Here is a 20,522-nt window from a genome sequence, read left to right as displayed (position 1 = left end):
ATCTCACCTCTCGCTGTCCAACAGGGCCATCTGCTCCGCGGCGTACCGCGTGCCAGCCGCGGCCCCAACAGGAACAACAGCCTCGATCTCACGCAATTCCCGCTCGCTGAACGTCACGTCAACGGCTTCAACCGCCTCGCTCAGCCTCGCACGCTTCGTCGTGCCCACGAGAGGCACCACGTCCTCCCCGCGTTCTTTCACCCACGCGATCGCCAACTGCGCCACAGTGACGCCCTTGCTGTTCGCGATCTCGTTCAACTTCTGAACCAACTGCCGGTTGCGCTCAAGGTTGTCGCCCTGGAACCGGGGCGTGTGCCCGCGCCAGTCGCTGTCCCCGATCGTGAGCGGCGTGGACGAGATCAGTCCGCGCGACAACACCCCATACGCCGTGATGCCAATGCCGAGCTCACGGGTGGTCTGCAGAATCTCCCTCTCGACGCCGCGCTCCAGCAGCCCGTACTCGATCTGCAGGTCAACGATCGGGTGCACCGCGTGCGCCCTCCTGATCGTCTCCGCCCCAACCTCACTCAGCCCGATGTGCTTCACGCGCCCCTTGTCGATCTGCTCCTTGATCCCCCCGATCGTCTCCTCGATCGGCACGCTCGGGTCGAGCCGCGCGGGCCGGTACACGTCCACGTAGTCCGTGCCGAGCCTCTGAAGCGAGTACGCCAAGAAGTTGGCTACCGCTTGCGGCCTCGTGTCGAACCCGACGAACGCCCCATCGGCATCCCGCATCCCGCCGAACTTGACGCTGAGCTGCACCTCGTCGCGGCGGCCCTTGATCGCCTCACTGATCAGCAGCTCGTTGTGCCCCATCCCGTAAAAGTCCCCTGTGTCGAGCAACGTGACACCCGCGTCCATCGCCGCGTGAATCGTCGCGATGCTCTCGTCACGGTCGGCCGGCCCATAGGCGTTGGACATGCCCATGCAGCCCAGCCCGATGGCGGACACGAGCGGGCCGGTGGCTCCGAGCTGGCGCCTCTGCATGACGAACTCCTCATCTCTCGATGAGCTCCACCATGCCCCATCAACTGACAGATTTCAATATCTGTCAGCCGTCATCTGTCCGCTCCACCCAAACCCCAACCGACGCGGCCTCCCCCCAGCCGAACCCAACCGACGTGGGCTACCGAGCTCGAGCCGGGCTGACCTGGGCTGCGAGCTCGAACAAGGCTGATGCCGACCGCTCTACGCAAGCCCGCCAGCCGCAGCCGTGCCACAGCCAGCCACAGTTGTGCCGCAGCCCAGCCCCAGGTTGGCCCAGCCCCAGGTCGACCCAGCCTGAGCCCGACCCTGCGCGCAGGCCATCCCCGCCACAGCCCGCGCGCCACAGCCCAGCTCCAGCCGTGCCACAGCCCAGCCCGGCCCTTCCGCAGGCTGACCCAACCCGGGCCCCGCCCGGCGCACGCCATCTCGGCCTCAGTCCGCCAGCCTCAGTCAGCCCACCGCAGCCAACCCACCGCAGCCAACCCACCGCAGCCAGCCCTCACAGCTCGCCCGCCTCTGCCCGCCGCAGGCCACCGCCAGGTGGGCCTACCCGCTCAGGCGCTGGCCACCTCGACCGCCAGCTCCGCCGCCAGGTCCCCCTTCTGCACCACGAGCACGTCCTCCAGCGCCAGCCACTCCGCCATGTGCTTGAGCTCCCCGGCCAGCTCCGCCGCCACCCGGCCGCGGTCGACGCCCTCCTCCGCGAACGCCGACTGCACGCGCAACACGCCGGCCGCGCGGTCGGCCTTGATGTCCACGCGCGCGACCAGCTGGCCGTCCAGCAGGAACGGGAACACGTAGTAGCCGTGCACGCGCCGCGGCTCCGGCACGTAGATCTCGATGCGGTAGCGGAAGCCGAAGATGCGCTCGGTGCGGGCGCGTTCCCAGATCAGCGGGTCGAACGGGCACAGCAGCGCCCGGCCGAGGACGCGGCGGGGTGCGGTGGCGGACGTGTGCCGGTAGCCGACGCCGCGCCAGCCCTCGACCGTCACCGGTTCGAGCACGCCGTCCTCGACCAGGGAGGCCACGGCTGCTTGCGAGCGGCGCGGGTCAAGGCGGTAGTAGTCGCGCAGGTCTGGTTCGGTGGCCACGCCCAGGGCGACGGCGGACCTGGTGATCAGTTCGCGGGCGCCCTCCTCCGGGGTCCACTTCTGGGCCAGGACGGCTGGTGGGATGACGCGCTCGGTGAGGTCGTAGAGGCGTTCGAAGCTGCGGCGGGTGCCGGTGGTCAGCACGCCCACGCCGAACAGGACCTCGCACACGCGTTTGACCTCGGACCAGTCCCACCACGGGCCCTTCGCGCGGCCCGCCTCGCCGATCAGTGCCTTTTCCAGGGCGCCGGCGCCTATCGGGCCTAGTTCCTTGATCGCGGCCAGGATCTCGTCGACCAGTTGGGGCGAGCGTTCGAGGATGGTCTGGTAGTTCTGCCACCAACCGCGTTTCTTGGCGCCTGAGTGGAACAGCGGCCAGTCGAGGACGGGCACGAGGGACGCCTCGTGCGCCCAGGTTTCCACCAGCATGCGGGGCTTGCGGGCGGAGTGCGACCACGCGGCGTCGTCCAGCAGCGCGGAGTCGTAGGAGCCCAGGCGGGAGAACAGCGGCATGTAGTGCGCGCGCACGGCCACGTTCACGGAGTCGATCTGCAGCAGCTGCACGCGCGAGAGCACCCGTTGCAGGTGCCTGCGCGTGGCTGCCGCTGGCCTCAGGTCGGTGAAACCCTGCGCGCCCAGCGCGATTCGCCGGGCCACGTCCGCACTCATCGTCTGCACGTTCCCGATGCTGCCACGCACCCCTGACAATTCTCGGACACGGCGTCGATAAGGTGCGGTTATGGCCGACGCCGGCGTGCACATCGCCACCGCTGCTGACCTTTCGGAGATCATCCGCATCCATCGGGAGACCTGGCGGCTCGCTTACGCGCAGCTGTTGCCGCAGGACGTGCTCGACACGCTCGATGCCGACGACGCGTGGGCGCTTGCTGTCCAAAGCGGTGCGGTGCTCAAAGCCACCGAAGGCGACTGGACGGTTGGTTTCGTTGTGGCGAGCAAAGCTCCGGACGAGGAAGTGGCCAAAGCGGACGGTTCGCTGCCAGCGGATGCGGCGACTACCGCGCTGCTCAGCGTCCTCGTGGAACCGCGGTGGGGGCGGCGCGGACACGGCACGCGGCTCGTCGCGGAGGCCACCAGGCGGTTGAAAGAAGGCGGTGCGACGCGTGGCATCGCGTGGGTGCCGGAGGCCGACAAGGCGTCGCGGAACTTCTACGAACGACTCGGCTGGACGGGTGACGGCACGGTACGCACGTTGGACGCAGGCGGGCGTCCGTTGCGCGAAGTCCGGATGTCCGGGCCGTTGGCTGTCCGACTCGAATCCTGAGACCTGTGTAGCCTCGGCCGGGTGCTCGCCCTTGTTGGCCTCACCTTCGGGGTCGCGCTCGGCTCATCCTTGGTCCCGTTCATCAGCATCGAAGCGTTCGTCCTGGGACTCTGCACGAACTGGCCGAGTGTTTCGTTCTGGATTATCGGCCTGGTCGTGGCCGTCGGCCAGGTGCTGGGCAAGCTGCTGTACTTCTACGCTGCGCGCGGCGACATCCAGCTGCCGAAGTGGTTGCACCGCAAGAAGAAGGAGGGCGCCAAGCCCTCGCGGTTCCAGCGCTGGTTCGGCCCCGGCACGCGCATTCACCGCTGGTACGGCTGGGTCCACGTGAAGTGCAAGGCGCACCCGAACTGGATGGCCGGCACCCACGCGGTGAGCTCGCTGGTGGGCCTGCCGCCGTTCATGGCGACGAGCGTCCTCGCGGGCCTCGCGGGCATGTCCACCTGGTTGTTCGTCGTGACCGGCATGGTGGGCCGCTTCGCCAGGTTCAGCTTCCTCGCGGCCTCACCAGCCATGGTCATGGCCTGGTTCTAGTTACGACCAGACGATCGACGCCGTCACGGAGAAGGCGATCACGAGCGCGGCAACAGTGACTCGGGCTGAATCAAGCACGTGTCCGACGGTATCGATCGTTCGCCGACGAAAGCCAGGCGCAAACGGGTGAGAACCGGATGATCTGGCTCTCACCCGCCATATGGCACCCGATTATTCAAGTACGAGAACTCCATCGGGCAAACCGGGGATTTCGAACGAATGCCACATCGGACGCCATTCGGACAGCTCCAGCATCCGCTTCATGTCCGCGAACCCGCTGAGCCAGCCCATCCACGAGCCGTACGGCGGCTCGGTCGCGTCGAACCCGCTCTGCACGAACGTCAGGTGCGTCTTCCCGTCCGACTCGGCCAGCTCCCACGACGACAACATGCCGTCCGGGAACTCGATCGCGAACCGGCTGTCGTCCAGCGCGACGATCTTGGCCGGGTTCGGGTCCTCGGCAAAGGTCCCCATCGACCAGCGGCCGCCGACCTCCGGTTCGAGTTCGATGCGCGCACCGAACCACCGCGCGAACACGTCCACGTCGAGCAGCGCCGTCATGATGCTCGCGGCCGGCGCGGCGATGTCGGTTTCGAACCGCTGCACGGGCGTCGTGAAGTCGCAGAATCCGAAGACCGGCCTGCCCTCGACGTGCTCGACCAGGTTCGCCAGCACCAACGGCCAGAACGTCTGGACGACACCCGCGCGCATCTCGTCGGTGGGGCCCTCGCCCCACGCCGGATACGGCGACTGCGTCACGGCGATCACCGTCTCGTCGCCGCGTTTCTCCACGCCGAGCTCGACCGTGTAGTCCTTGCCGTGCAGGAACCACGAGAACTGCACCGACGACTCGCTCACGCCGAGCAGCTTCTGCCGCCCGCGCTCCCCCTCGGGCGTATATCGGCCCCAGAACTCGAACTCCCCCTGCGCAAGATTGACGTGAGCGCGCTCGGAGAGCCAGACCTCCAGCTCGGCACCGCTGGTCAGCGCCTGGTAGACGCGCTCTTCCGTGGCCTTGGTGCGCACGCGGACGATTCCCGTGCTCATCGGTCGTCTCCCTTCGGGTAGCAGGCCAGCGCGATGCGGAACGCATCCCCCTCCGCGCCGCCGTATCGGGTGAAGAGGTCCTGCAACGTCGTCTGCAGCTCGGCCAGGAACCGCTGCCGGTCCTCCGGCCGCACGCGAATCTCGCCGGACACGCCAACGGACGGCAGCTCGGTGCTCCGATCCAGTGCCGCCACGTCGACCTGGATCTGCTCGGCCAGGTCGACCAGGTGCCCGAGCACCAGCTCGTCACGCGACCCGATCCGCCCCACCAGCCGTGGCGAGAGCCAGTAGCTGCGCGCCACCGCCTGGTAGAGGCCCTCGTGGACGCCGCGCACCTTGCGCTCGGCGACCTGGGTGGCCAGACCGGCCTTGACCAGCTGTTTGACGTGGTAGTGCACGCGTTGCGGCGTCTGGTCCAGCACCTCGGCGACCTCGGTGCACGAGCGCGGCGCGGCGAGCTGCCGCAGCACCTCCACGCGCTGCGGCTTGAGCAGGGTCTCGGCCTGCTCCATCCGGTCCAGGTAGATCACGTCTCTCATCGCAAAAACGAGTTTGAACGTTCAAAGCTTTTTTGTCAATCGGCCGCTGTGGATGGTTTGCCCAGCACGTTCGCGACGAAGGCCGCCTTGCCCTCCGTGTACGCCTCGCGGTCGTGCCCGCTGGCGTGGGACAGGCCGCGCTTCAGGTCCTCATACTGTCGCGCGAGTCCGACATCGCCGATCAGCGCGTCGCGGAACCTGATCTGGTCGGTCCACCGCGGGTGCTGCGCCTGGATGAGGTGCAGGTGCGCTTCACGTCGCTGTTGTGTGGAGTCCGGCTTCACGTAGAAGCGCCGCCACGGCCGTCCGTCGAGGACTGGAGGCACGAAAGACCAGCCGTCGTCGGCGAGGCGTTCGGATGCCGCGGTGACGACGGTGTCCAGGTCTGTCACCGAGGCCATCAGGTCGACGATCGGTTTGGCGGCGAGTCCGGGGACGGCGGTCGATCCGATGTGCTCGATGCCTTCGACCAGCCACGGTCCGAGGAGGACGGTCAGCTTCGCGCGTTCCGCTTCGGCTCGGGCGGTCCATCGCGGGTCGTGTGGACGGATCTCCGCCAGCTCATACGCCCACGCCGGGGCTTCCTCGCTCATCAAGCCACGCTAGCGGCGATTCGCTCACGAGTCGGTGGTGCTCGCAGACGCGCCGATGACCTTGCGCGGGCGCGCTGACGCAGGGGTCCCCCGAGCTGGGAACCCCTACACCTCAACGTGCTCAGCACCCCCGACAAGATCGGCGACTCAACTCGACGCCGGGGCGTTGCGCCTCAGGTGGGTTCTGTTCAGACGGGCTGACGGTCGCCGTCGCCCCTGTGCGGTCATGGCGGGAGCCCTCGACAGGTCCGCCGGTTGTCGATCGCCGAGTTCGGGGCTGGTGGCGGGCTCCGATCCGGACAGCGAAGCGCAGTAGGCGTACCCCACGATGCGGCCTCTGCACGAGGCCCTCGAAAGGCTTTGAAAACGCTGACGCAGGGGTCCCCTCGAACCGGGAACCCCTACATCTCAACGTACTCAGCACCCCCGACAAGATCAGGAGTGCAGCTGGATGGCCTTCCGCATCGTCTCGCGCGCCCGTCCCCGGTCCCCCGCGATGTCGTAGGCGTACGCGAGCCGGAACCACGCGCGCCAGTCCTCCGGCGCGGCTTCGACCTCGGCCCGCCGTTCCTCGAACCAGGAGTCCGCAGCGTCCCGATCCACCCGCCCGGACGGCCGCCGGGGCAGGTGGGAGACGTCCGGCAGCAGCCCGTCGGCGTCGAGCTCGCGGGCCATCTTCTCCGTCTCCCACCCGAACCGCAGGTTGGAGTACACCAGCCAGACGCCGAGCAACGGCAGGATCAGCACGCCCACGCCGAGCAGCACGCCGACCAGCGAACCGGTCTGCAGCAACGCCACCGCGCGGCCGGCGAGCAGGACGAAGTAGACCGCCAGCGCCGCGATCAGCAGCGCGACGGTGACCCGGATCTTCACAGGTCCAGGTACTTGTCGAGACCGACGGCCAGACCGGGCCGCGAGACGATCTCCCGCACGCCCAGGACCACGCCCGGCATGAACGACGTCCGGTGCAGCGAGTCCTGACGGATCGTCAAAGTCTCGCTCTCGCCACCGAAAACGACCTCCTGGTGCGCGATCATCCCGGAGATCCGCAGCGAGTGGACCCGCACGCCGTCGACGAGAGCACCGCGCGCGCCCGGCTCCTCCTGCGTGGTCGCGTCGGGCATCGGGTCCATGCCGGAGCGCGCCGCCGCGATCAGGCGGGCGGTGTGCGCGGCCGTTCCCGAAGGCGCGTCGGCCTTGCGCGGGTGGTGCAGCTCGATGATCTCCGCCGACTCGTAGTAGCGGGCGGCGATCTCCGAGAAGCGCATCAGCAGGACGGCGCCGATGCCGAAGTTCGGCGCGATCAGCACACCGACGGACGGCTGCGACTCCAACATGCGCGCCACTGCGTCCAAACGCGACTGGTCGAAGCCGGAAGTGCCGACCACGCAATGGATTCCGGCCGCGATGCAGAACTCCAGGTTCCCCATCACCACGTCGGGGTGCGTGAAGTCGACGACGACCTGAGCGCCCGCATCGACTAGCGCGGACAGCGGGTCGTCGGCGTCGATCGCCGCCACGACCTCCATGTCCTTGGCGGCCTCGACCGCGCGGACCACCTCGGAACCCATGCGGCCCCGCGCGCCGAGAACTCCGACGCGAATCATGCAATCACCTCGTGTACCTGGTCCGGCAGATCGTCGGCGTGATCGTAGGGGCCGACCACCGCCGCGGCGACCGGTCGGCGCAGCAGATCACGTGCGAGCAGCGCCACTTCCTCGGCCGACACCTGGTCGATCCGAGCCAGCGTCGCTTCCACGCTCAGGTGATCGCCGTAGTTCAGTTCGCTCTTGCCGATGCGCGACATCCGGGAGCTGGTGTCCTCCAGGCCGAGCACGAGAGCGCCGCGCAGCTGTCCCTTGCCGCGCGCGACCTCCGCGTCGGAGAGCCCGCCGCGTGCCACGTCCACCAGCACCTCGCGGATCACGCCGGCGGTCTCGCCCAGCCGGTCCGGCTGGCAGCCCGCGTAGACGGCGAACGTGCCGGTGTCCGCGTACAGGCCGACGGACGAGTACACCTGGTACGCCAGGCCCCGCCGCTCGCGAACCTCCTGGAACAACCGGGAGCTCATGCCGCCACCGATCGCCGCGTTCAGGACGTTCAGCGCGAACCGGCGTTCGTCGTGGCGGTCCAGGCCCTTCATGCCGAGCATCATGTGCGCCTGCTCGGTGTCGTCGGTGTGCAGCACCAGCTTGCGGGCGTCCGCGATGCGCGCCCTGCCCGCACGAGGTGCGACCGCGCTGCCCTCCCGCGACAGCCGGTCACCGATCGACTTGCGCACCAGGCGCATCACCTGCGCGTGCTCGATGTTGCCCGCGACGGAGAAGACCATGCGCGGCAACGTGTAGCGCTTCTTGTAGAACGAGTAGAGCGCGTCCCGTTCCATGTCCTGAATGGACTTCTCGGTGCCGAGAACGGGGCGCCCCAACGCATGCCCGCCGAACATCGCCTCGATGAACGCGTCGTGCAGCAGGTCCTCGGGGTCGTCGTCGCGCATCGCGATCTCTTCGAGCACGACACCGCGTTCGGTCTCGAAGTCACGCGGACCGCAGATCGCCTCGAACACCACGTCGGACACCAGATCCACCGCCAGCGGCAGGTCCTCGTCCAGCACGTGCGCGTAGTAGCAGGTGTGCTCCTTGGCGGTGAACGCGTTCAGCTCGCCACCGACCGCGTCGATCTCCTCGGCGATCGCCGCCGCGGTGCGTCGCGCGGTTCCCTTGAACAGCAGGTGTTCCAGGTAGTGCGCGGCACCCGCCACCTCGGGCCGTTCGTCACGGGACCCGATCTGCACCCACAGGCCGACCGACGCGGACCGCACGCTCGGGATGCGCTCGGTGATGACCCGCAGGCCGGAGGGCAGCATGCTGCGCCGCACCTCGGACCCCGCGGACATCTCGAGCACCCGCGTGCTGCCCGGCCGCTGGAGGTGCCCCAGCCTTCCGGTACGCGGACGGCCGCGGGTGGATGCACCCGCGGCCGTCACGTTGTCTGTCGCACTCACTGCGCGGGAGCCGCCTCAGCAGCCTCGGTGGCCTCGACGGCCTCCGGGGCGTCAGCCGGCTTCGCAGCGTCGGCGTCCTCGTTCACGACGACGAGGCTGATCTTGCCGCGCTGGTCGATGTCGGCGATCTCGACGCGGAGCTTGTCGCCGACCTTGACGACGTCCTCCACCTTCGCGATGCGCTTGCCGTTGCCCAGCTTCGAGATGTGGACGAGGCCGTCCTTGCCGGGCAGCAGCGAGACGAACGCGCCGAACGCCGCGGTCTTCACCACGGTGCCCAGGAAGCGCTCGCCGACCTTCGGCAGCTGCGGGTTCGCGATCGCGTTGATCATGCCGATCGCGGCCTCGGCCGACGGGCCGTCCGCCGCACCGACGTAGATCGTGCCGTCGTCCTCGATGGAGATGTCGGCACCGGTCTGCTCGGTGATCGAGTTGATCATCTTGCCCTTCGGGCCGATGACCTCGCCGATCTTGTCAGTCGGGATCTTGACCGACGTGACGCGCGGAGCGTAGGCGCTCATCTCGTCCGGGTCGGCGATGGCCTCGGCCATGACCTCCAGGATGGTGTAGCGCGCGTCGCGGGCCTGGCCCAGCGCCGCCGCCAGCACCTCGGACGGGATGCCGTCGAGCTTCGTGTCGAGCTGCAGCGCCGTCACGAACTCCTTGGTGCCCGCGACCTTGAAGTCCATGTCGCCGAACGCGTCCTCGGCACCGAGGATGTCGGTCAGCGCCACGTAGCGGGTCTCGCCGTCGACCTCGTCGGACACGAGGCCCATCGCGATGCCGGAGACCGGGGCCTTCAGCGGGACACCGGCGTTGAGCAGCGACAGCGTCGACGCGCAGACCGAGCCCATCGAGGTCGAGCCGTTGGAGCCGAGGGCCTCGGACACCTGACGGATCGCGTACGGGAACTCGTCACGCTTCGGCAGAACCGGCATCAGGGCGCGCTCGGCAAGCGCGCCGTGGCCGATCTCGCGGCGCTTCGGCGAGCCCACGCGGCCGGTCTCACCGGTCGAGTAGGGCGGGAAGTTGTAGTGGTGCAGGTAGCGCTTGTGCGTCTCGGGAGACAGCGAGTCGATCTGCTGCTCCATGCGCAGCATGTTCAGCGTGGTGACACCCAGGATCTGGGTCTCGCCGCGCTCGAACAGCGCCGAACCGTGCGTCCTCGGGATCACGGCCACCTCGGCACCGAGGTCGCGGATGTCCGTGAGGCCACGGCCGTCGATGCGGACCTTGTCGCGCAGGATCCGCTGGCGCACGAGCTTCTTGGTCAGCGAGCGGAACGCGGCGCCGACCTCCTTCTCGCGACCCTCGAACTGCTCGGCCAGCTTGTCCAGCGTGGCGGCCTTGATCTCGTCGAGCTTGTCCTCGCGCTCGTGCTTGCCCGCGATGGTCAGCGCCTGGGCGAGCTCACCGGAAGCGGCGGACTCGACGGCCTCGAACGCGTCGGCCTGGTAGGCCGGGTACGTCGGGTACTCACCGGTCTCCTTGGCGGCGACCTGCGCGAGCTGCGCCTGCGCCTCGCAGAGGACCTTGATGAACGGCTTGGCGGCCTCGAGACCCGCGGCCACGACCTCCTCGGTGGGGGCGACGGCGCCCTCGCCGATCAGGTCGATCACGTTCTCGGTGGCCTCGGCCTCGACCATCATGATCGCGACGTCGCCGGACTCGACCACACGACCCGCGACGACCATGTCGAACACGGCCTTCTCGAGCTGCTCGTGGGTCGGGAACGCCACCCACTGGCCCTCGATCAGAGCGACGCGGACGCCACCGATCGGGCCGGAGAACGGCAGGCCGGCGAGCTGCGTGGACGCGGACGCGGCGTTGATCGCCACGACGTCGTACAGGTCGGCCGGGTTCAGGCTCATGACCGTGATGACGACCTGGATCTCGTTGCGCAGACCGTCCACGAAGGACGGGCGCAGCGGACGGTCGATCAGGCGGCACGTGAGAATCGCGTCCGTGCTCGGACGGCCCTCACGCCGGAAGAACGAGCCGGGGATGCGGCCCGCGGCGTACATGCGCTCCTCGACGTCCACCGTGAGGGGGAAGAAGTCGAAGTGCTCCTTGGGCTGCTTCGACGCCGTGGTGGCGCTGAGCAGCATCGTGTCGTCGTCCAGGTACGCGACCACGCTGCCGGCGGCCTGACGCGCGAGGCGCCCGGTCTCGAAGCGGATCGTGCGCGAGCCGAACTTGCCGTTGTCGATAACGGCAGTCGCCTCGTGGACCTCGATGTCCGTCATTTACTTGTTACTCCTCGTCTTTTGGACACCGCACACGCGTCTTGACGAGGCCGGTCTTCGATCGAAGTCCCCTGGGGCGTTTTCCACCAGAGGGCCACTACCGAGGACCGGCGATAACTGCTTCGCGCGATGCGGGCCCTGTTTTGTTCCTCTTTGCAGCNCCTCACGGAGCACCTCAAGCAGCACAAGCACGACCACCACTCCCGCCGTGGTCTTCTGCTGATGGTCGGCCGTCGCCGCCGTCTGCTGAACTACCTGACCAAGGTGGACATCAACCGCTACCGCGCGCTGATCCAGCGCCTCGGTCTGCGCAGGTGATACTTGCCGAGGGGGAGTGACCGGCCGGTCACTCCCCCTCGGCAAGTATCACCTGCGCAGACCGAGGCGCTGGATCAGCGCGCGGTAGCGGTTGATGTCCACCTTGGTCAGGTAGTTCAGCAGACGGCGGCGACGGCCGACCATCAGCAGAAGACCACGGCGGGAGTGGTGGTCGTGCTTGTGCTGCTTGAGGTGCTCCGTGAGGTCAGCGATGCGCTTGCTCAGCAGGGCCACCTGCGCCTCGGTCGAGCCGGTGTCGCTGTCGTGCAGACCGTACTCACCGAGGATGGACTTCTTCTGCTCCGTGGACAGTGCCACTAGGTACTTCTCCTACTTCGTTCAGGTCCGTGCGGCCCCACGCCCGCCGAATTGCTGGCCGGGGTAGCCGGTACTGGCCGCCACGGACCGCAGCCAGACCCAACTGCGAAGGCTATCAGGCACGGTGGTCAGCGGCGCGCTGACGTGCGCAACCCCACCCGTGCGACGGGTGTGTAGGCACCATCGGCGCTGCTCACGAGCACCGCTTCGGAAGGCTGCCACTGGCTGCTCAGGAAGGCCGGCATCGGCTGGCCCTGGTACCCGTACGCCACTGTGAGGTGCGCTCGCCAATTGTCGTTCGCACCCGCTGCCCTTGCCAACTCATTTAAGTCGCCGTCGATTCCCGCCCACAGGATCTTGCCGCGGAAGTCGCCGAAGTTCTTCAGCCGGATTTCGGGCGCTTCATACCCTTCGAGCGCTTTGAAACGTTCCTCATCTGCGGTTTCACCGTGGAAGCACAACGTGATGTGCCACTTCTCCGGTTTCGTCCAGTCGAGGTCGTGTGTGCGGTCGAGCACGGCGTCGAGCTCGTCGATCACGTGCTGGGGTGGGAACAGGGCGGTGAAGAACTTCACCGGCTGGCGGCCCGAATCGCGCGGCGGAACAGTTCGGCGATCGCCGGGAAGTCCTCGTGCAGCATGTCCGCGGCCTGCTGGAGCTCAGTGCGGTCGGCCACACGGCGCAGCACCGGGTATGCGACGCTCTCGTCGCCGTTGACCGGCAGCGAGTCGCGCGACACCGTCGGCTTGGACTCGCGCACGTCGTCGAGCGCCCGCTGCAGTGCCTCGGGAGCACCGGTCGCCACGTCGGGCGTGAGCACCTTGCGCTCCAGCATGATCATTCGCGCCAGCACGGCCGGGTTGCCGATCTTGGCCCGGCGGCCGCTCATCACCTGGCTGAGCATCGGCGCGCTGATCCCCAGCACATCCGCGAGCTGAGCCTGCGACACGTTGAAGGCCACGACCAACCGGCGCACTCGGTCACCCAGGGGCTCCCCGTACCACTCCCGCTGTAGCGCGAGGTTGCGCTGAACGATCTTGTGGTCCTCCACCTCGACCTCTCTCGTAGCCCGCACTCCGACCAGCATCCTGCCAGCCTGCGGACGCCCCCACGCCCGCTTCGCCCAATCTGACGGTCACGACTCGGTCAGCAGTTCCCTCGTTCGGTCTACATCTCGATGCATCTGTTCGAGAAGTGCCTCAACGGAGTCGAACTTCTCCATCTCACGCAGCCGTTCGACGAAGTCCACCGCCACGCGCTGCCCGTAGTAGTCCTCGTCCACGTCCAGCACGAACGCCTCGACGCGCCGCTCCCGCCCGGAGAACGTGGGGTTCGTCCCGACGCTCACCGCGGCCTTGAGCTTCTTACCCTTCGCGTCGGTGTACCAGCACGCATAAATACCGTCAGCCGGAACAGCCGCGAACTTCGGCGTGGACAGGTTGGCCGTCGGGAACCCCAGGTCCTTCCCGCGCCCGTCGCCCTTGACGACGATGCCCTCGAGCCGGTGCGGCCGGCCCAACGCCTCCGCGGCGGCTTTGACGTCGCCGGCGTCGATGCACGCGCGGATGTAGGTCGACGAGTAGGTCACCTCGTCAGCGGACACCAGATCAGCCCCCTCGGTCACGAATCCGAACCGCTGCCCGAGCTGGCGCAGCATCGCGACGTTACCCAACGCCTTGTGCCCGAAGGTGAAGTTCTCACCTACTACGACAGCGGCCGCGTGCAGCTTCTCGACGAGCACCTCGTGCACGAACTCGTCACTCGGCATGCGGGAGGTTTCGAGGCTGAACGGCACCACGACGAAGTGGTCGACCCCGAGCTCCTCGACCAGCTCGGCCCGCCTGCGCAGCGTCGTGAGCTGGGCCGGGTGACTGCCCGGCCGCACGACCTCGGACGGGTGCGGGTCGAAGGTCATCAGCACACTCGGCAGCCCGCGCTGCTGCGCGAGCTGCACGGCGCGGCCGATGAGGGCCTGATGGCCTTTGTGGACACCGTCGAACACGCCGATGGTGACCACGCAGCGGCCCCAGCCGCCAGGAAGGTGATCTAGTCCGCGCCAGCGTTGCACGGTGATCAGCCTACGACTTGGGGTGGCGCCGCGTCCGTTCACCATCCTGTGAGGAAGTCCAGCACGTCGGCAATCAGGTCGTCGTCGTCCTCGCGGCCCTGCGCGCGGAGATCGAGCATGAGCTTCGTCAGCACCTCGATCAGCGCCTCGTCGGGCACGACAGCTTCGCGGTGCGCGACCAGGATCGCTTTGATCGCGAAGTAGCCGGGCTCGTTGCCGGGCTCACCGTCAAGCACGGCGAGCACCTGACGCCGCAGCTCGGCCGGGTCGAAGTCGGGCATGCGCCGAAGCTAGCCAGCGGGGCTCAGCACCACCACTGGTTTGCAGGCGTCGTCCTCGTCCTTCGCCAGCGCGATGACGTGCCCGTCCGGCCCGAACACCCCGTAGGTGCCCTCGATCCCGCCTGGCCGCAGCCTCTGCCCGTGCGAAAGCGCTGACGCCTCTTGCGGGTCGATCTCGCGCCGCGGGAACGCCGTCGCGACCGCGGCGTCCAGGTCCAGCGACAGACCGGGCGTCTCCTCCAGCTGCTCCAGCGTTTTGGCGACGCGGAGGTCGAACGGGCCGACCCTGGTGCGCCGCAACGCACCCAGGTGGCCGCCGACGCCGAGCGCGGCGCCAAGGTCGCGGGCCAACGCGCGCACGTAAGTGCCGGAGGAGCACTCGACCATCACGTCGAGCAGGATCGTCTTGTCCTCACGGCGCGTGAACAGCACATCGAACCGATGCACGGTGACCGGCCGTGCGGGGATTTCGACTTGCTCGCCCGCACGCACCCGCGCGTAAGCGCGCTTGCCGTCGATCTTCACCGCGGACACGGCGGAAGGCACCTGCTGGATCGGCCCGGTCAGCTTCGCCACCTCGGCGGCGATCGCGTCGTCGCCGACGTGTGAGGCGTCCTCAGTGGACAGCACCTCGCCCTCGGCGTCGTCCGTGGTGGTGGACGCGCCGAGCACGATCGTCGCGAGGTACGCCTTGCTGTCGAGCGCGAGGTGGCCGAGAAGTTTGGTCGCTCGTTCGATGCCGAGCACGAGCACGCCGGTCGCCATCGGGTCCAGCGTGCCGGCGTGCCCGACCTTGCGGGTGCCGAGGATCCTGCGCACACGCGCCACCACGTCGTGCGAGGTCATGCCGTCCGGCTTGTCGACGACGACCAGGCCCGGTGCAACAGAGGGTTTCACGGCGGCAAATCCTAAGCGACGCGCAGAGCGTCCCAACGGCGGCGCCGCAACTGCACCGGCACCGTCTCACCACGCTCCTCCGCCGCGAACACGGCAGCACGCGCGCGCCGCCACCACACGAGCATCCGCCAGCCGCCCAGCGCCAGCACGATCACGCAGAAGCTCAACGCGATCCGGAACGCCGCCTGCGGGGCCAGCACGTTCTCCAGCAGGTCCAGCAGCACGCCGACACCGAGCGCGGCCACCGTGACGGCGAGGAAGCCGCCGACGTTGACCAGCCCGCTCGCCGTCGACTGGCGGTGCGACGGGTTGTAGTCACGGGCGAGCGCGAACGCGACGCCGGAGATCGGCCCGCCCACGGTCAGCACGAGGAACACGACCGCGATGACCGGCACCGGCACGTGCCCGCCGGGCCACAGCAGCAGCACACCCCAGCCGGTGAACGCGAACGCCAGGAACCAGCCCGCGATCGGCATGCGCCACTCGGGGTTGCGCGAGAACAACGCACCGACGATCGGACTCGCCACGATCGCACCGATGACCAACAGGCCGAGGGTGGATGACGCCGCGTTGGCCGACATGCCCTGCGCCTGCACGAGGTACGGGTACCCCCACAACAGCCCGAGCACGGCCGGCGTCGACATGGTGCTGAAGTGCGCCCAGAACCCGAGCCGGGTACCCGGCACGCTCCACGCCTGCCGCACCTTGGGCCAGATCTGCTTGAGCGGCACGGATTCCGGCTTGGGTGCGGTGAAGCCGGCGGGCACGTCGCGGACCCTCGCGAAGGCGACGGCGGAGTACAAAGCCGTGACGCCACCCGCGATGAGGAACGCCCACGTCCACCCGATCGAGCCGAGCATGAGCGTCAACGGCACGGTGGCGACCAGGTTGCCGACACCGCCGAGCGCGGCCGTGACAGCGACGACCAGCGAGTACTGGCGCGGCGGGAAGTGCGCCGCGACGATCCGGATCACGCTGATGAACGTCATCGCGTCGCCCATGCCCAGCACGGCCCGCGCGGTGAGGCCCAGGGCGTACGAGTCGGCGACGGCGAAGAGCAGCTGGCCGGTGCCCATGAGCAACGCGGCTACGGTGAGAATCTTGCGCGGACCGAACCGGTCCACGAGCAGCCCCGTGGGGATCTGCATGAGGGCGTAGACACCGATCTGCAACACGGTGAACACACCGAGCTGCGCAGGTCCGAGCCCGAACCGCTCACTCGCTTCCAGCCCGGCCACGCCCAGCGTGGTGCGGTGGAAGACGGCGGCGAAGTAGACGAAGACGGCGGTGGTCCAGATCAGCCACGAGATTCGGGTGGCGCGATCGACCGACGGCAAGACGGCACTCTCCCCAGGTCGGAGGCGGGCAGACATTAGTTACATCGCCTAAACAACCTTCTTGGTAACGATTTCATGCCGTGAGGTCGGACACAGCGGCCGTTCGGGCTACCTGATGGCGCCTTCGACGGCCCAGTCCCCCGACCGCGTGCGCCACACGACCGCCACCAGCCGCAACACCATGAACGCCGACAGTCCGCTCCAGATCCCCGCCAGCCCCCACCCGAACGCGTACGCGGCCCACACCAGCGGCAGGAACCCGACCACCGCCGACACGAGAGTCGCCGTCCGCATGAACTTCACGTCCCCCGCGCCCAGCAACACCCCGTCCAACGCGAACACCACGCCCGCGATCGGCTGCAGCGCAACGAAGAACCACCACGCGTTCGGAATCTCATCGAGCACACCGGCGTCCGACGTGAACGCCTGCGGCAAAACCGTTGCCAGCGCGGCAAAAACCACGCCGAGCCCGATCCCGAACACCAGCCCGTACCGCGTGACCTGCCACGCGAGTTTCTCGGCCTGCCGCCGGTTCGAGGCACCGAGCGCCGCCCCGACGAGCGACTGCGCCGCGATCGCCAGCGAGTCGAGCACCAGCGCCAGGAACGTCCACAGCTGCAACACGACCTGATGCGCACCCACGGCCGCAACGGACGTCCGCGCCGCCACCGACGCCGCACTGATGAAGCACGCCTGGAACGCCAGGCTGCGCAGCACCAAATCCCGCCCCATGCCGAGCTGCGCGCGCATGGCACCCCAATGCGGCGTGAGCGGCACGTGCTCAGCGAACAACGCCCTGAAGAACAACCCGGCGGACAACACCTGCGCGACGACGTTGGCGATGGCCGACCCTTCCAGCCCCCACCCCGCGCCGTACACGAGCGCCGGACACAGCACCGCACTGATCCCGTTGCCGATCAGGATGTACTTCAACGGCCGCCGCGTGTCCTGAACGCCACGCATCCACCCGTTGCCGGCCATCGTGACGAGGATGAACGGCGCGCCGAACAACGCGATGCGCACCCACTCCACCGCCGCGTCAGCGACCGCACCGCGACCAGCGAGCACCTCCGCCAGCGGCCGCGCGAACACCTGCCCGAGCAACACCACGAGCACACCAGCGACCAACGCCAGCCACGTCGCCTGCACGCCTTCTTCGACCGCGTCCCGACGCCTGCCCGCACCGTGGAGCCGAGCCGTGCGCGCCGTCGTGCCGTACGACAGGAACGTCAGCTGCGTGGACACCTGCGTCAGCAGCACGCCACCCAACGCCAGCCCGGCCAGCGGCAACGCCCCGAGGTGCCCGACCACAGCGGTGTCCACGAGCACGTACAACGGCTCAGCCGCCAGCACACCCAGCGCCGGCACAGCCAACCCGATCACCCGCCGCGCGGGAACCCGATCCTCCACACGACGAACCTATGTGGTCAGCCGCCGCCATGACCGGTGACGACGCCCACTCGACCCCGCGCCTACGCGCGCTGAGGCAGCCCGAACACCCGCTCGCGCGCCACCGCCAGCGCCGAGTGCAGGGCCCCCGACCGCACAGGATTAGCCGTGATCTGCGCGAGCTGCACCGGCGTGCGCGGCACCACCAGCTTCAGCAGCTCGACCGACACGAGCTCGCACAACGTCTCACCGCCCGCCTGCGCGACACCGCCCGACAGCAGCACCAACTCCGGGTCGAGCACGCAGACGACGTTCGCCAACCCCAAAGCAATCCTACGAGCGAGGTCTGACAAAAACGCGCGCCCGTCGGTCCCCACCGTCAAAGCGTGCGCGACGGCCTCCAGCCCCGAAGACGCCGTGATCCCGTGCGACGCCGCCAGCAACACGATCGCGTCACTGTCGACCTGGTCGCCGTACCGCCCACCCGGCACCTGCATCGAGTCGATCTCGCCCGCGCCACCCGTGACACCGCGCAGCAGCACGCCGTTGACGACCACCGCCGACCCGATCTCGTCCGCGGGCCAGAACAGCACGAAGTTCCGCACCCCGACCGCCTTGCCGGAGCTCATCTCCTCCAGCGCGGCGAGGTTGATGTCGTTCTCGATCGACACCGACGTGCCCAGCAACTCCCGCAACGTCGCAGGCAGGTCGACATCCACAAGCCCAGGCAGGTGCGGCGCGAAGCCGAGGTGCCCGGTAGCCGGGTCGACCGCGCCAGGCGTACCGACCACGACGTGCGACAGGGCGTCCAGACGCAGCCCTGCCAGCGCCGACGCCTTCTGCACGGTCTCCCGGAACACCTGCAGCGTGTTGTCCTTGGGCATCGGCGCACTGTGCTCAGCCAGCAACGATCCGGTGATGTCAGCAATGGCCACATCGATCAGATCCGGCGTCAACGCCACCGCCGCAACGTGCCCAACGCCCCCGTTGACGGCCCACATCTGAGCCCGCGGCCCACGCCCACCACCACGCAGCCCGGTGCGAACAACCATGCCGTCTTCTTCAAGCCGCGCCAGCAACTGCGCGGTCGCAGGCTTGGAGAGGCCGATGACCTCCTCCAACTCCGCGCGCGTCATCGCCCCGCTGCGCAGCAACGTCTCGATAGCCGCCCGGTCGTTGATCTCCCGCAGCAGCCGCGGGCTCCCAGTCCGTGTCATGACTCCACCCGCTCCAACGCGCCCTTGAGCGCGGCAACGACCTGCTCCGCGGCCCCGTCGAACGTGAACCCGGCCGCCAACCGATGCCCACCGCCCCCGAGCACCTGCGCCACCTCACGAACATCGACCCTGCTCACGGCCCGCAACGACACCGACCAGAACCCAGGCCGCAACTCCTTCAACACGGCCGCAACCTCAGCCTCAGAGGCAGAGCGCACAACATCGATCACGCTCTCCACCTCCTCACTACGCACATCACGCGCGTCATCCAGCCCCACCACCGCGTGCACAAGCCCCAACCCGTGCGCCGCGTCCTGATCGAGCTCAGCCTTGGCCAACACACGCGACAACATGCCCAAATACGCAAACGGGTGCGCGTCCATCAACGGCCTGGCGACGGCATACGCGTCCACCCCAGTGGCCAACAACCGCGCCGCCGTCTCGTGCGCAGCAGGCCCAGCCTTCCGAAAGCCCCCGGTGTCAGTCACCAACCCGGCATAAATGCACCGCGCGATCGGCTCGTCGACCTCAACGTCCATCTCATCGAGCAACTTCAACGCGATCAACGCCGTGGCCTCAGCGTGCTCATCGATGCAGTGCAACGTCCCGTACCGCGTGTTCGACACGTGATGGTCAATGACGATGACGGGCCCACGACAGCTGCCGACCCGGTCCTGCAACGGCCCGAGCCGCTGCAAACTCCCCGTGTCCATGACAACGAGCAACTCAGGCTCACGCGGCACCTCGTCGCGGTGGACGAGCAGCCCAGCGGTGTCCAACGCCTTGAGCGACTCAGGCACAGCCTCGGGCTCCCCGAACGCCACCCGCACGGCAACCCCACGCCGGTGCAACGCGAGCCCCACCGCCAACGCACTCCCGAGCGTGTCCGCGTCGGGGTTGATGTGACTCAGCAAAGTCACATCACGAGCGCCAGCCAGTAAGCGAGCGGCCTCGGCAATGGTGGTACTCAGGTCATCTGCCACAGGGAGACGTTAGCTGCTGACCGTCTCAATGTGCTGTAGGGCACCCACGGACAAGACCATTTCACCCTCTGAACCCCGTAGACGAACGCGACCAGGAGAGGTTGAGGAACGCGAAGGCGAAGCCGAGCCGCTTTTCCCGAACGGGCCGGGTGGGGTGGTCCCGTCACGAGACGTACCTAGGCCCTTGCCGCGCCCGAGGGGTTGGGTCAAGTCGACACGCTTTTCGTCGACTTGACCCAACCCCTCGGGTGTGGCTCGCTCCCGGTGCGGCTCGGGACGGGACCACCCCACCAACGCAACCAAACAACGCAACAGGCAGCCGCCCTGAGCAACTGGCGTGCCATCTACCCGCGTGTGGCGCTGGCCGGTCTTTGATCAGATTGGCGGGGTC

The 20,522-nt window shown here is 68.3% G+C and carries 22 protein-coding genes; 3 read left to right on the top strand and 19 right to left on the bottom strand.

Going from position 1 to position 20,522, the window contains the following annotated elements; all coding sequences use genetic code 11:
* Positions 1 to 3: 3 nt before the first annotated feature.
* Both LFM09_RS38095 and LFM09_RS38090 read right to left on the bottom strand, forming a co-directional pair.
* On the bottom strand, positions 4 to 987 hold the full coding sequence (locus LFM09_RS38095; RefSeq protein WP_414101476.1) for an aldo/keto reductase: 984 nt from the start codon (positions 985 to 987) through the stop codon (positions 4 to 6).
* Between the two features lie 554 nt (positions 988 to 1,541).
* Positions 1,542 to 2,747, bottom strand: coding sequence for a winged helix-turn-helix domain-containing protein (locus LFM09_RS38090; RefSeq protein WP_414101475.1), 1,206 nt, complete (start codon positions 2,745 to 2,747; stop codon positions 1,542 to 1,544).
* Positions 2,748 to 2,817: 70 nt separating this feature from the next.
* Between LFM09_RS38090 and LFM09_RS38085 the strand changes: the two genes are divergently transcribed.
* Both LFM09_RS38085 and LFM09_RS38080 read left to right on the top strand, forming a co-directional pair.
* Positions 2,818 to 3,360, top strand: a complete 543-nt coding sequence (locus LFM09_RS38085) for an N-acetyltransferase family protein (RefSeq protein ID WP_414101474.1) — start codon at positions 2,818 to 2,820, stop codon at positions 3,358 to 3,360.
* Between the two features lie 21 nt (positions 3,361 to 3,381).
* Positions 3,382 to 3,894: a hypothetical protein gene (locus tag LFM09_RS38080; protein WP_414101473.1), complete on the top strand. Its 513-nt coding sequence runs from the start codon at positions 3,382 to 3,384 to the stop codon at positions 3,892 to 3,894.
* Between the two features lie 171 nt (positions 3,895 to 4,065).
* On the opposite strand, the gene LFM09_RS38075 is transcribed toward LFM09_RS38080, so the two are convergent.
* The 7 genes from LFM09_RS38075 to LFM09_RS38045 form a co-directional block, all read right to left on the bottom strand.
* Positions 4,066 to 4,941, bottom strand: a complete 876-nt coding sequence (locus tag LFM09_RS38075; protein WP_414101472.1) for an SRPBCC family protein — start codon at positions 4,939 to 4,941, stop codon at positions 4,066 to 4,068.
* A complete protein-coding gene (locus tag LFM09_RS38070) occupies positions 4,938 to 5,480 on the bottom strand; it encodes a helix-turn-helix domain-containing protein (protein ID WP_414101471.1) in 543 nt (180 codons plus the stop codon). Before LFM09_RS38070 ends, LFM09_RS38075 begins: the two co-directional genes overlap by 4 nt.
* A 35-nt stretch (positions 5,481 to 5,515) precedes the next feature.
* Complete coding sequence (locus LFM09_RS38065; protein ID WP_414101470.1) at positions 5,516 to 6,073, bottom strand: GrpB family protein; 558 nt, start codon at positions 6,071 to 6,073, stop codon at positions 5,516 to 5,518.
* A 435-nt stretch (positions 6,074 to 6,508) separates the two neighbouring features.
* Positions 6,509 to 6,946, bottom strand: a complete 438-nt coding sequence (locus LFM09_RS38060; protein ID WP_414101469.1) for a hypothetical protein — start codon at positions 6,944 to 6,946, stop codon at positions 6,509 to 6,511.
* A complete protein-coding gene (dapB, locus tag LFM09_RS38055) occupies positions 6,943 to 7,680 on the bottom strand; it encodes a 4-hydroxy-tetrahydrodipicolinate reductase (RefSeq protein ID WP_414101468.1) in 738 nt (245 codons plus the stop codon). The genes LFM09_RS38060 and dapB overlap by 4 nt, the downstream gene beginning before the upstream one ends.
* Positions 7,677 to 8,969 (bottom strand): M16 family metallopeptidase, encoded by a 1,293-nt coding sequence (locus LFM09_RS38050; RefSeq protein WP_414101467.1) that lies wholly within the window; start codon positions 8,967 to 8,969, stop codon positions 7,677 to 7,679. Before LFM09_RS38050 ends, dapB begins: the two co-directional genes overlap by 4 nt.
* A gap of 104 nt (positions 8,970 to 9,073) precedes the next feature.
* On the bottom strand, positions 9,074 to 11,323 hold the full coding sequence (locus tag LFM09_RS38045; RefSeq protein ID WP_414101466.1) for a polyribonucleotide nucleotidyltransferase: 2,250 nt from the start codon (positions 11,321 to 11,323) through the stop codon (positions 9,074 to 9,076).
* A gap of 129 nt (positions 11,324 to 11,452) precedes the next feature.
* On the opposite strand from LFM09_RS38045, the gene rpsO (LFM09_RS38040) reads away from it, so the two are divergent.
* Positions 11,453 to 11,641, top strand: a complete 189-nt coding sequence (gene rpsO, locus LFM09_RS38040; RefSeq protein WP_414101465.1) for a 30S ribosomal protein S15 — start codon at positions 11,453 to 11,455, stop codon at positions 11,639 to 11,641.
* A 48-nt stretch (positions 11,642 to 11,689) separates the two neighbouring features.
* On the opposite strand, the gene rpsO (LFM09_RS38035) is transcribed toward rpsO (LFM09_RS38040), so the two are convergent.
* From rpsO (LFM09_RS38035) to LFM09_RS37990, 10 genes are all read right to left on the bottom strand, one after another.
* Entirely contained in the window at positions 11,690 to 11,959 is a 270-nt protein-coding gene (rpsO, locus tag LFM09_RS38035; protein ID WP_030471762.1) for a 30S ribosomal protein S15, read from the bottom strand.
* Positions 11,960 to 12,087: 128 nt separating this feature from the next.
* Positions 12,088 to 12,534: a 2'-5' RNA ligase family protein gene (locus tag LFM09_RS38030; protein ID WP_414101464.1), complete on the bottom strand. Its 447-nt coding sequence runs from the start codon at positions 12,532 to 12,534 to the stop codon at positions 12,088 to 12,090.
* Complete coding sequence (locus tag LFM09_RS38025) at positions 12,531 to 13,010, bottom strand: helix-turn-helix domain-containing protein (protein WP_414101571.1); 480 nt, start codon at positions 13,008 to 13,010, stop codon at positions 12,531 to 12,533. Before LFM09_RS38025 ends, LFM09_RS38030 begins: the two co-directional genes overlap by 4 nt.
* An 84-nt stretch (positions 13,011 to 13,094) precedes the next feature.
* On the bottom strand, positions 13,095 to 14,027 hold the full coding sequence (locus LFM09_RS38020; protein WP_414101463.1) for a bifunctional riboflavin kinase/FAD synthetase: 933 nt from the start codon (positions 14,025 to 14,027) through the stop codon (positions 13,095 to 13,097).
* A gap of 38 nt (positions 14,028 to 14,065) precedes the next feature.
* A complete protein-coding gene (locus LFM09_RS38015; RefSeq protein ID WP_414101462.1) occupies positions 14,066 to 14,308 on the bottom strand; it encodes a hypothetical protein in 243 nt (80 codons plus the stop codon).
* Between the two features lie 9 nt (positions 14,309 to 14,317).
* Complete coding sequence (gene truB / locus LFM09_RS38010) at positions 14,318 to 15,205, bottom strand: tRNA pseudouridine(55) synthase TruB (protein ID WP_414101461.1); 888 nt, start codon at positions 15,203 to 15,205, stop codon at positions 14,318 to 14,320.
* A gap of 11 nt (positions 15,206 to 15,216) precedes the next feature.
* The gene (locus LFM09_RS38005; protein WP_414101460.1) at positions 15,217 to 16,578 is read right to left on the bottom strand and encodes an MFS transporter; all 1,362 of its coding nucleotides are present in this window, start codon (positions 16,576 to 16,578) and stop codon (positions 15,217 to 15,219) included.
* 72 nt (positions 16,579 to 16,650) lie between these two features.
* Complete coding sequence (locus tag LFM09_RS38000; protein ID WP_414101459.1) at positions 16,651 to 17,952, bottom strand: MATE family efflux transporter; 1,302 nt, start codon at positions 17,950 to 17,952, stop codon at positions 16,651 to 16,653.
* Positions 17,953 to 18,014: 62 nt separating this feature from the next.
* Entirely contained in the window at positions 18,015 to 19,148 is a 1,134-nt protein-coding gene (locus tag LFM09_RS37995) for an ROK family protein (protein ID WP_414101457.1), read from the bottom strand.
* On the bottom strand, positions 19,145 to 20,131 hold the full coding sequence (locus LFM09_RS37990; RefSeq protein WP_414101455.1) for a DHH family phosphoesterase: 987 nt from the start codon (positions 20,129 to 20,131) through the stop codon (positions 19,145 to 19,147). The genes LFM09_RS37995 and LFM09_RS37990 overlap by 4 nt, the downstream gene beginning before the upstream one ends.
* Positions 20,132 to 20,522: the final 391 nt, after the last annotated feature.

Origin of the sequence: Lentzea alba (assembly GCF_047445655.1) — a bacterium.
Lineage (GTDB): Bacteria > Actinomycetota > Actinomycetes > Mycobacteriales > Pseudonocardiaceae > Lentzea > Lentzea alba_A.
Note: the sequence above shows the minus strand (reverse complement) of the source record. Positions and strands in the feature narration are given on the sequence as shown.

What these genes read in the sequence shown, in the direction of transcription:
- LFM09_RS37995 (WP_414101457.1), bottom strand. Translation starts at nt 19,148, where the DNA reads ATGACACGGACTGGGAGCCCGCGGCTGCTGCGGGAGATCAACGACCGG.
- LFM09_RS38085 (WP_414101474.1), top strand. Translation starts at nt 2,818, where the DNA reads ATGGCCGACGCCGGCGTGCACATCGCCACCGCTGCTGACCTTTCGGAG.
- LFM09_RS38050 (WP_414101467.1), bottom strand. Translation starts at nt 8,969, where the DNA reads ATGTCCGCGGGGTCCGAGGTGCGGCGCAGCATGCTGCCCTCCGGCCTG.
- LFM09_RS38070 (WP_414101471.1), bottom strand. Translation starts at nt 5,480, where the DNA reads ATGAGAGACGTGATCTACCTGGACCGGATGGAGCAGGCCGAGACCCTG.
- LFM09_RS38095 (WP_414101476.1), bottom strand. Translation starts at nt 987, where the DNA reads ATGCAGAGGCGCCAGCTCGGAGCCACCGGCCCGCTCGTGTCCGCCATC.
- LFM09_RS38045 (WP_414101466.1), bottom strand. Translation starts at nt 11,323, where the DNA reads ATGACGGACATCGAGGTCCACGAGGCGACTGCCGTTATCGACAACGGC.
- LFM09_RS38005 (WP_414101460.1), bottom strand. Translation starts at nt 16,578, where the DNA reads ATGTCTGCCCGCCTCCGACCTGGGGAGAGTGCCGTCTTGCCGTCGGTC.
- LFM09_RS38065 (WP_414101470.1), bottom strand. Translation starts at nt 6,073, where the DNA reads ATGAGCGAGGAAGCCCCGGCGTGGGCGTATGAGCTGGCGGAGATCCGT.
- LFM09_RS38090 (WP_414101475.1), bottom strand. Translation starts at nt 2,747, where the DNA reads ATGAGTGCGGACGTGGCCCGGCGAATCGCGCTGGGCGCGCAGGGTTTC.
- LFM09_RS38075 (WP_414101472.1), bottom strand. Translation starts at nt 4,941, where the DNA reads ATGAGCACGGGAATCGTCCGCGTGCGCACCAAGGCCACGGAAGAGCGC.
- LFM09_RS38015 (WP_414101462.1), bottom strand. Translation starts at nt 14,308, where the DNA reads ATGCCCGACTTCGACCCGGCCGAGCTGCGGCGTCAGGTGCTCGCCGTG.
- dapB (WP_414101468.1), bottom strand. Translation starts at nt 7,680, where the DNA reads ATGATTCGCGTCGGAGTTCTCGGCGCGCGGGGCCGCATGGGTTCCGAG.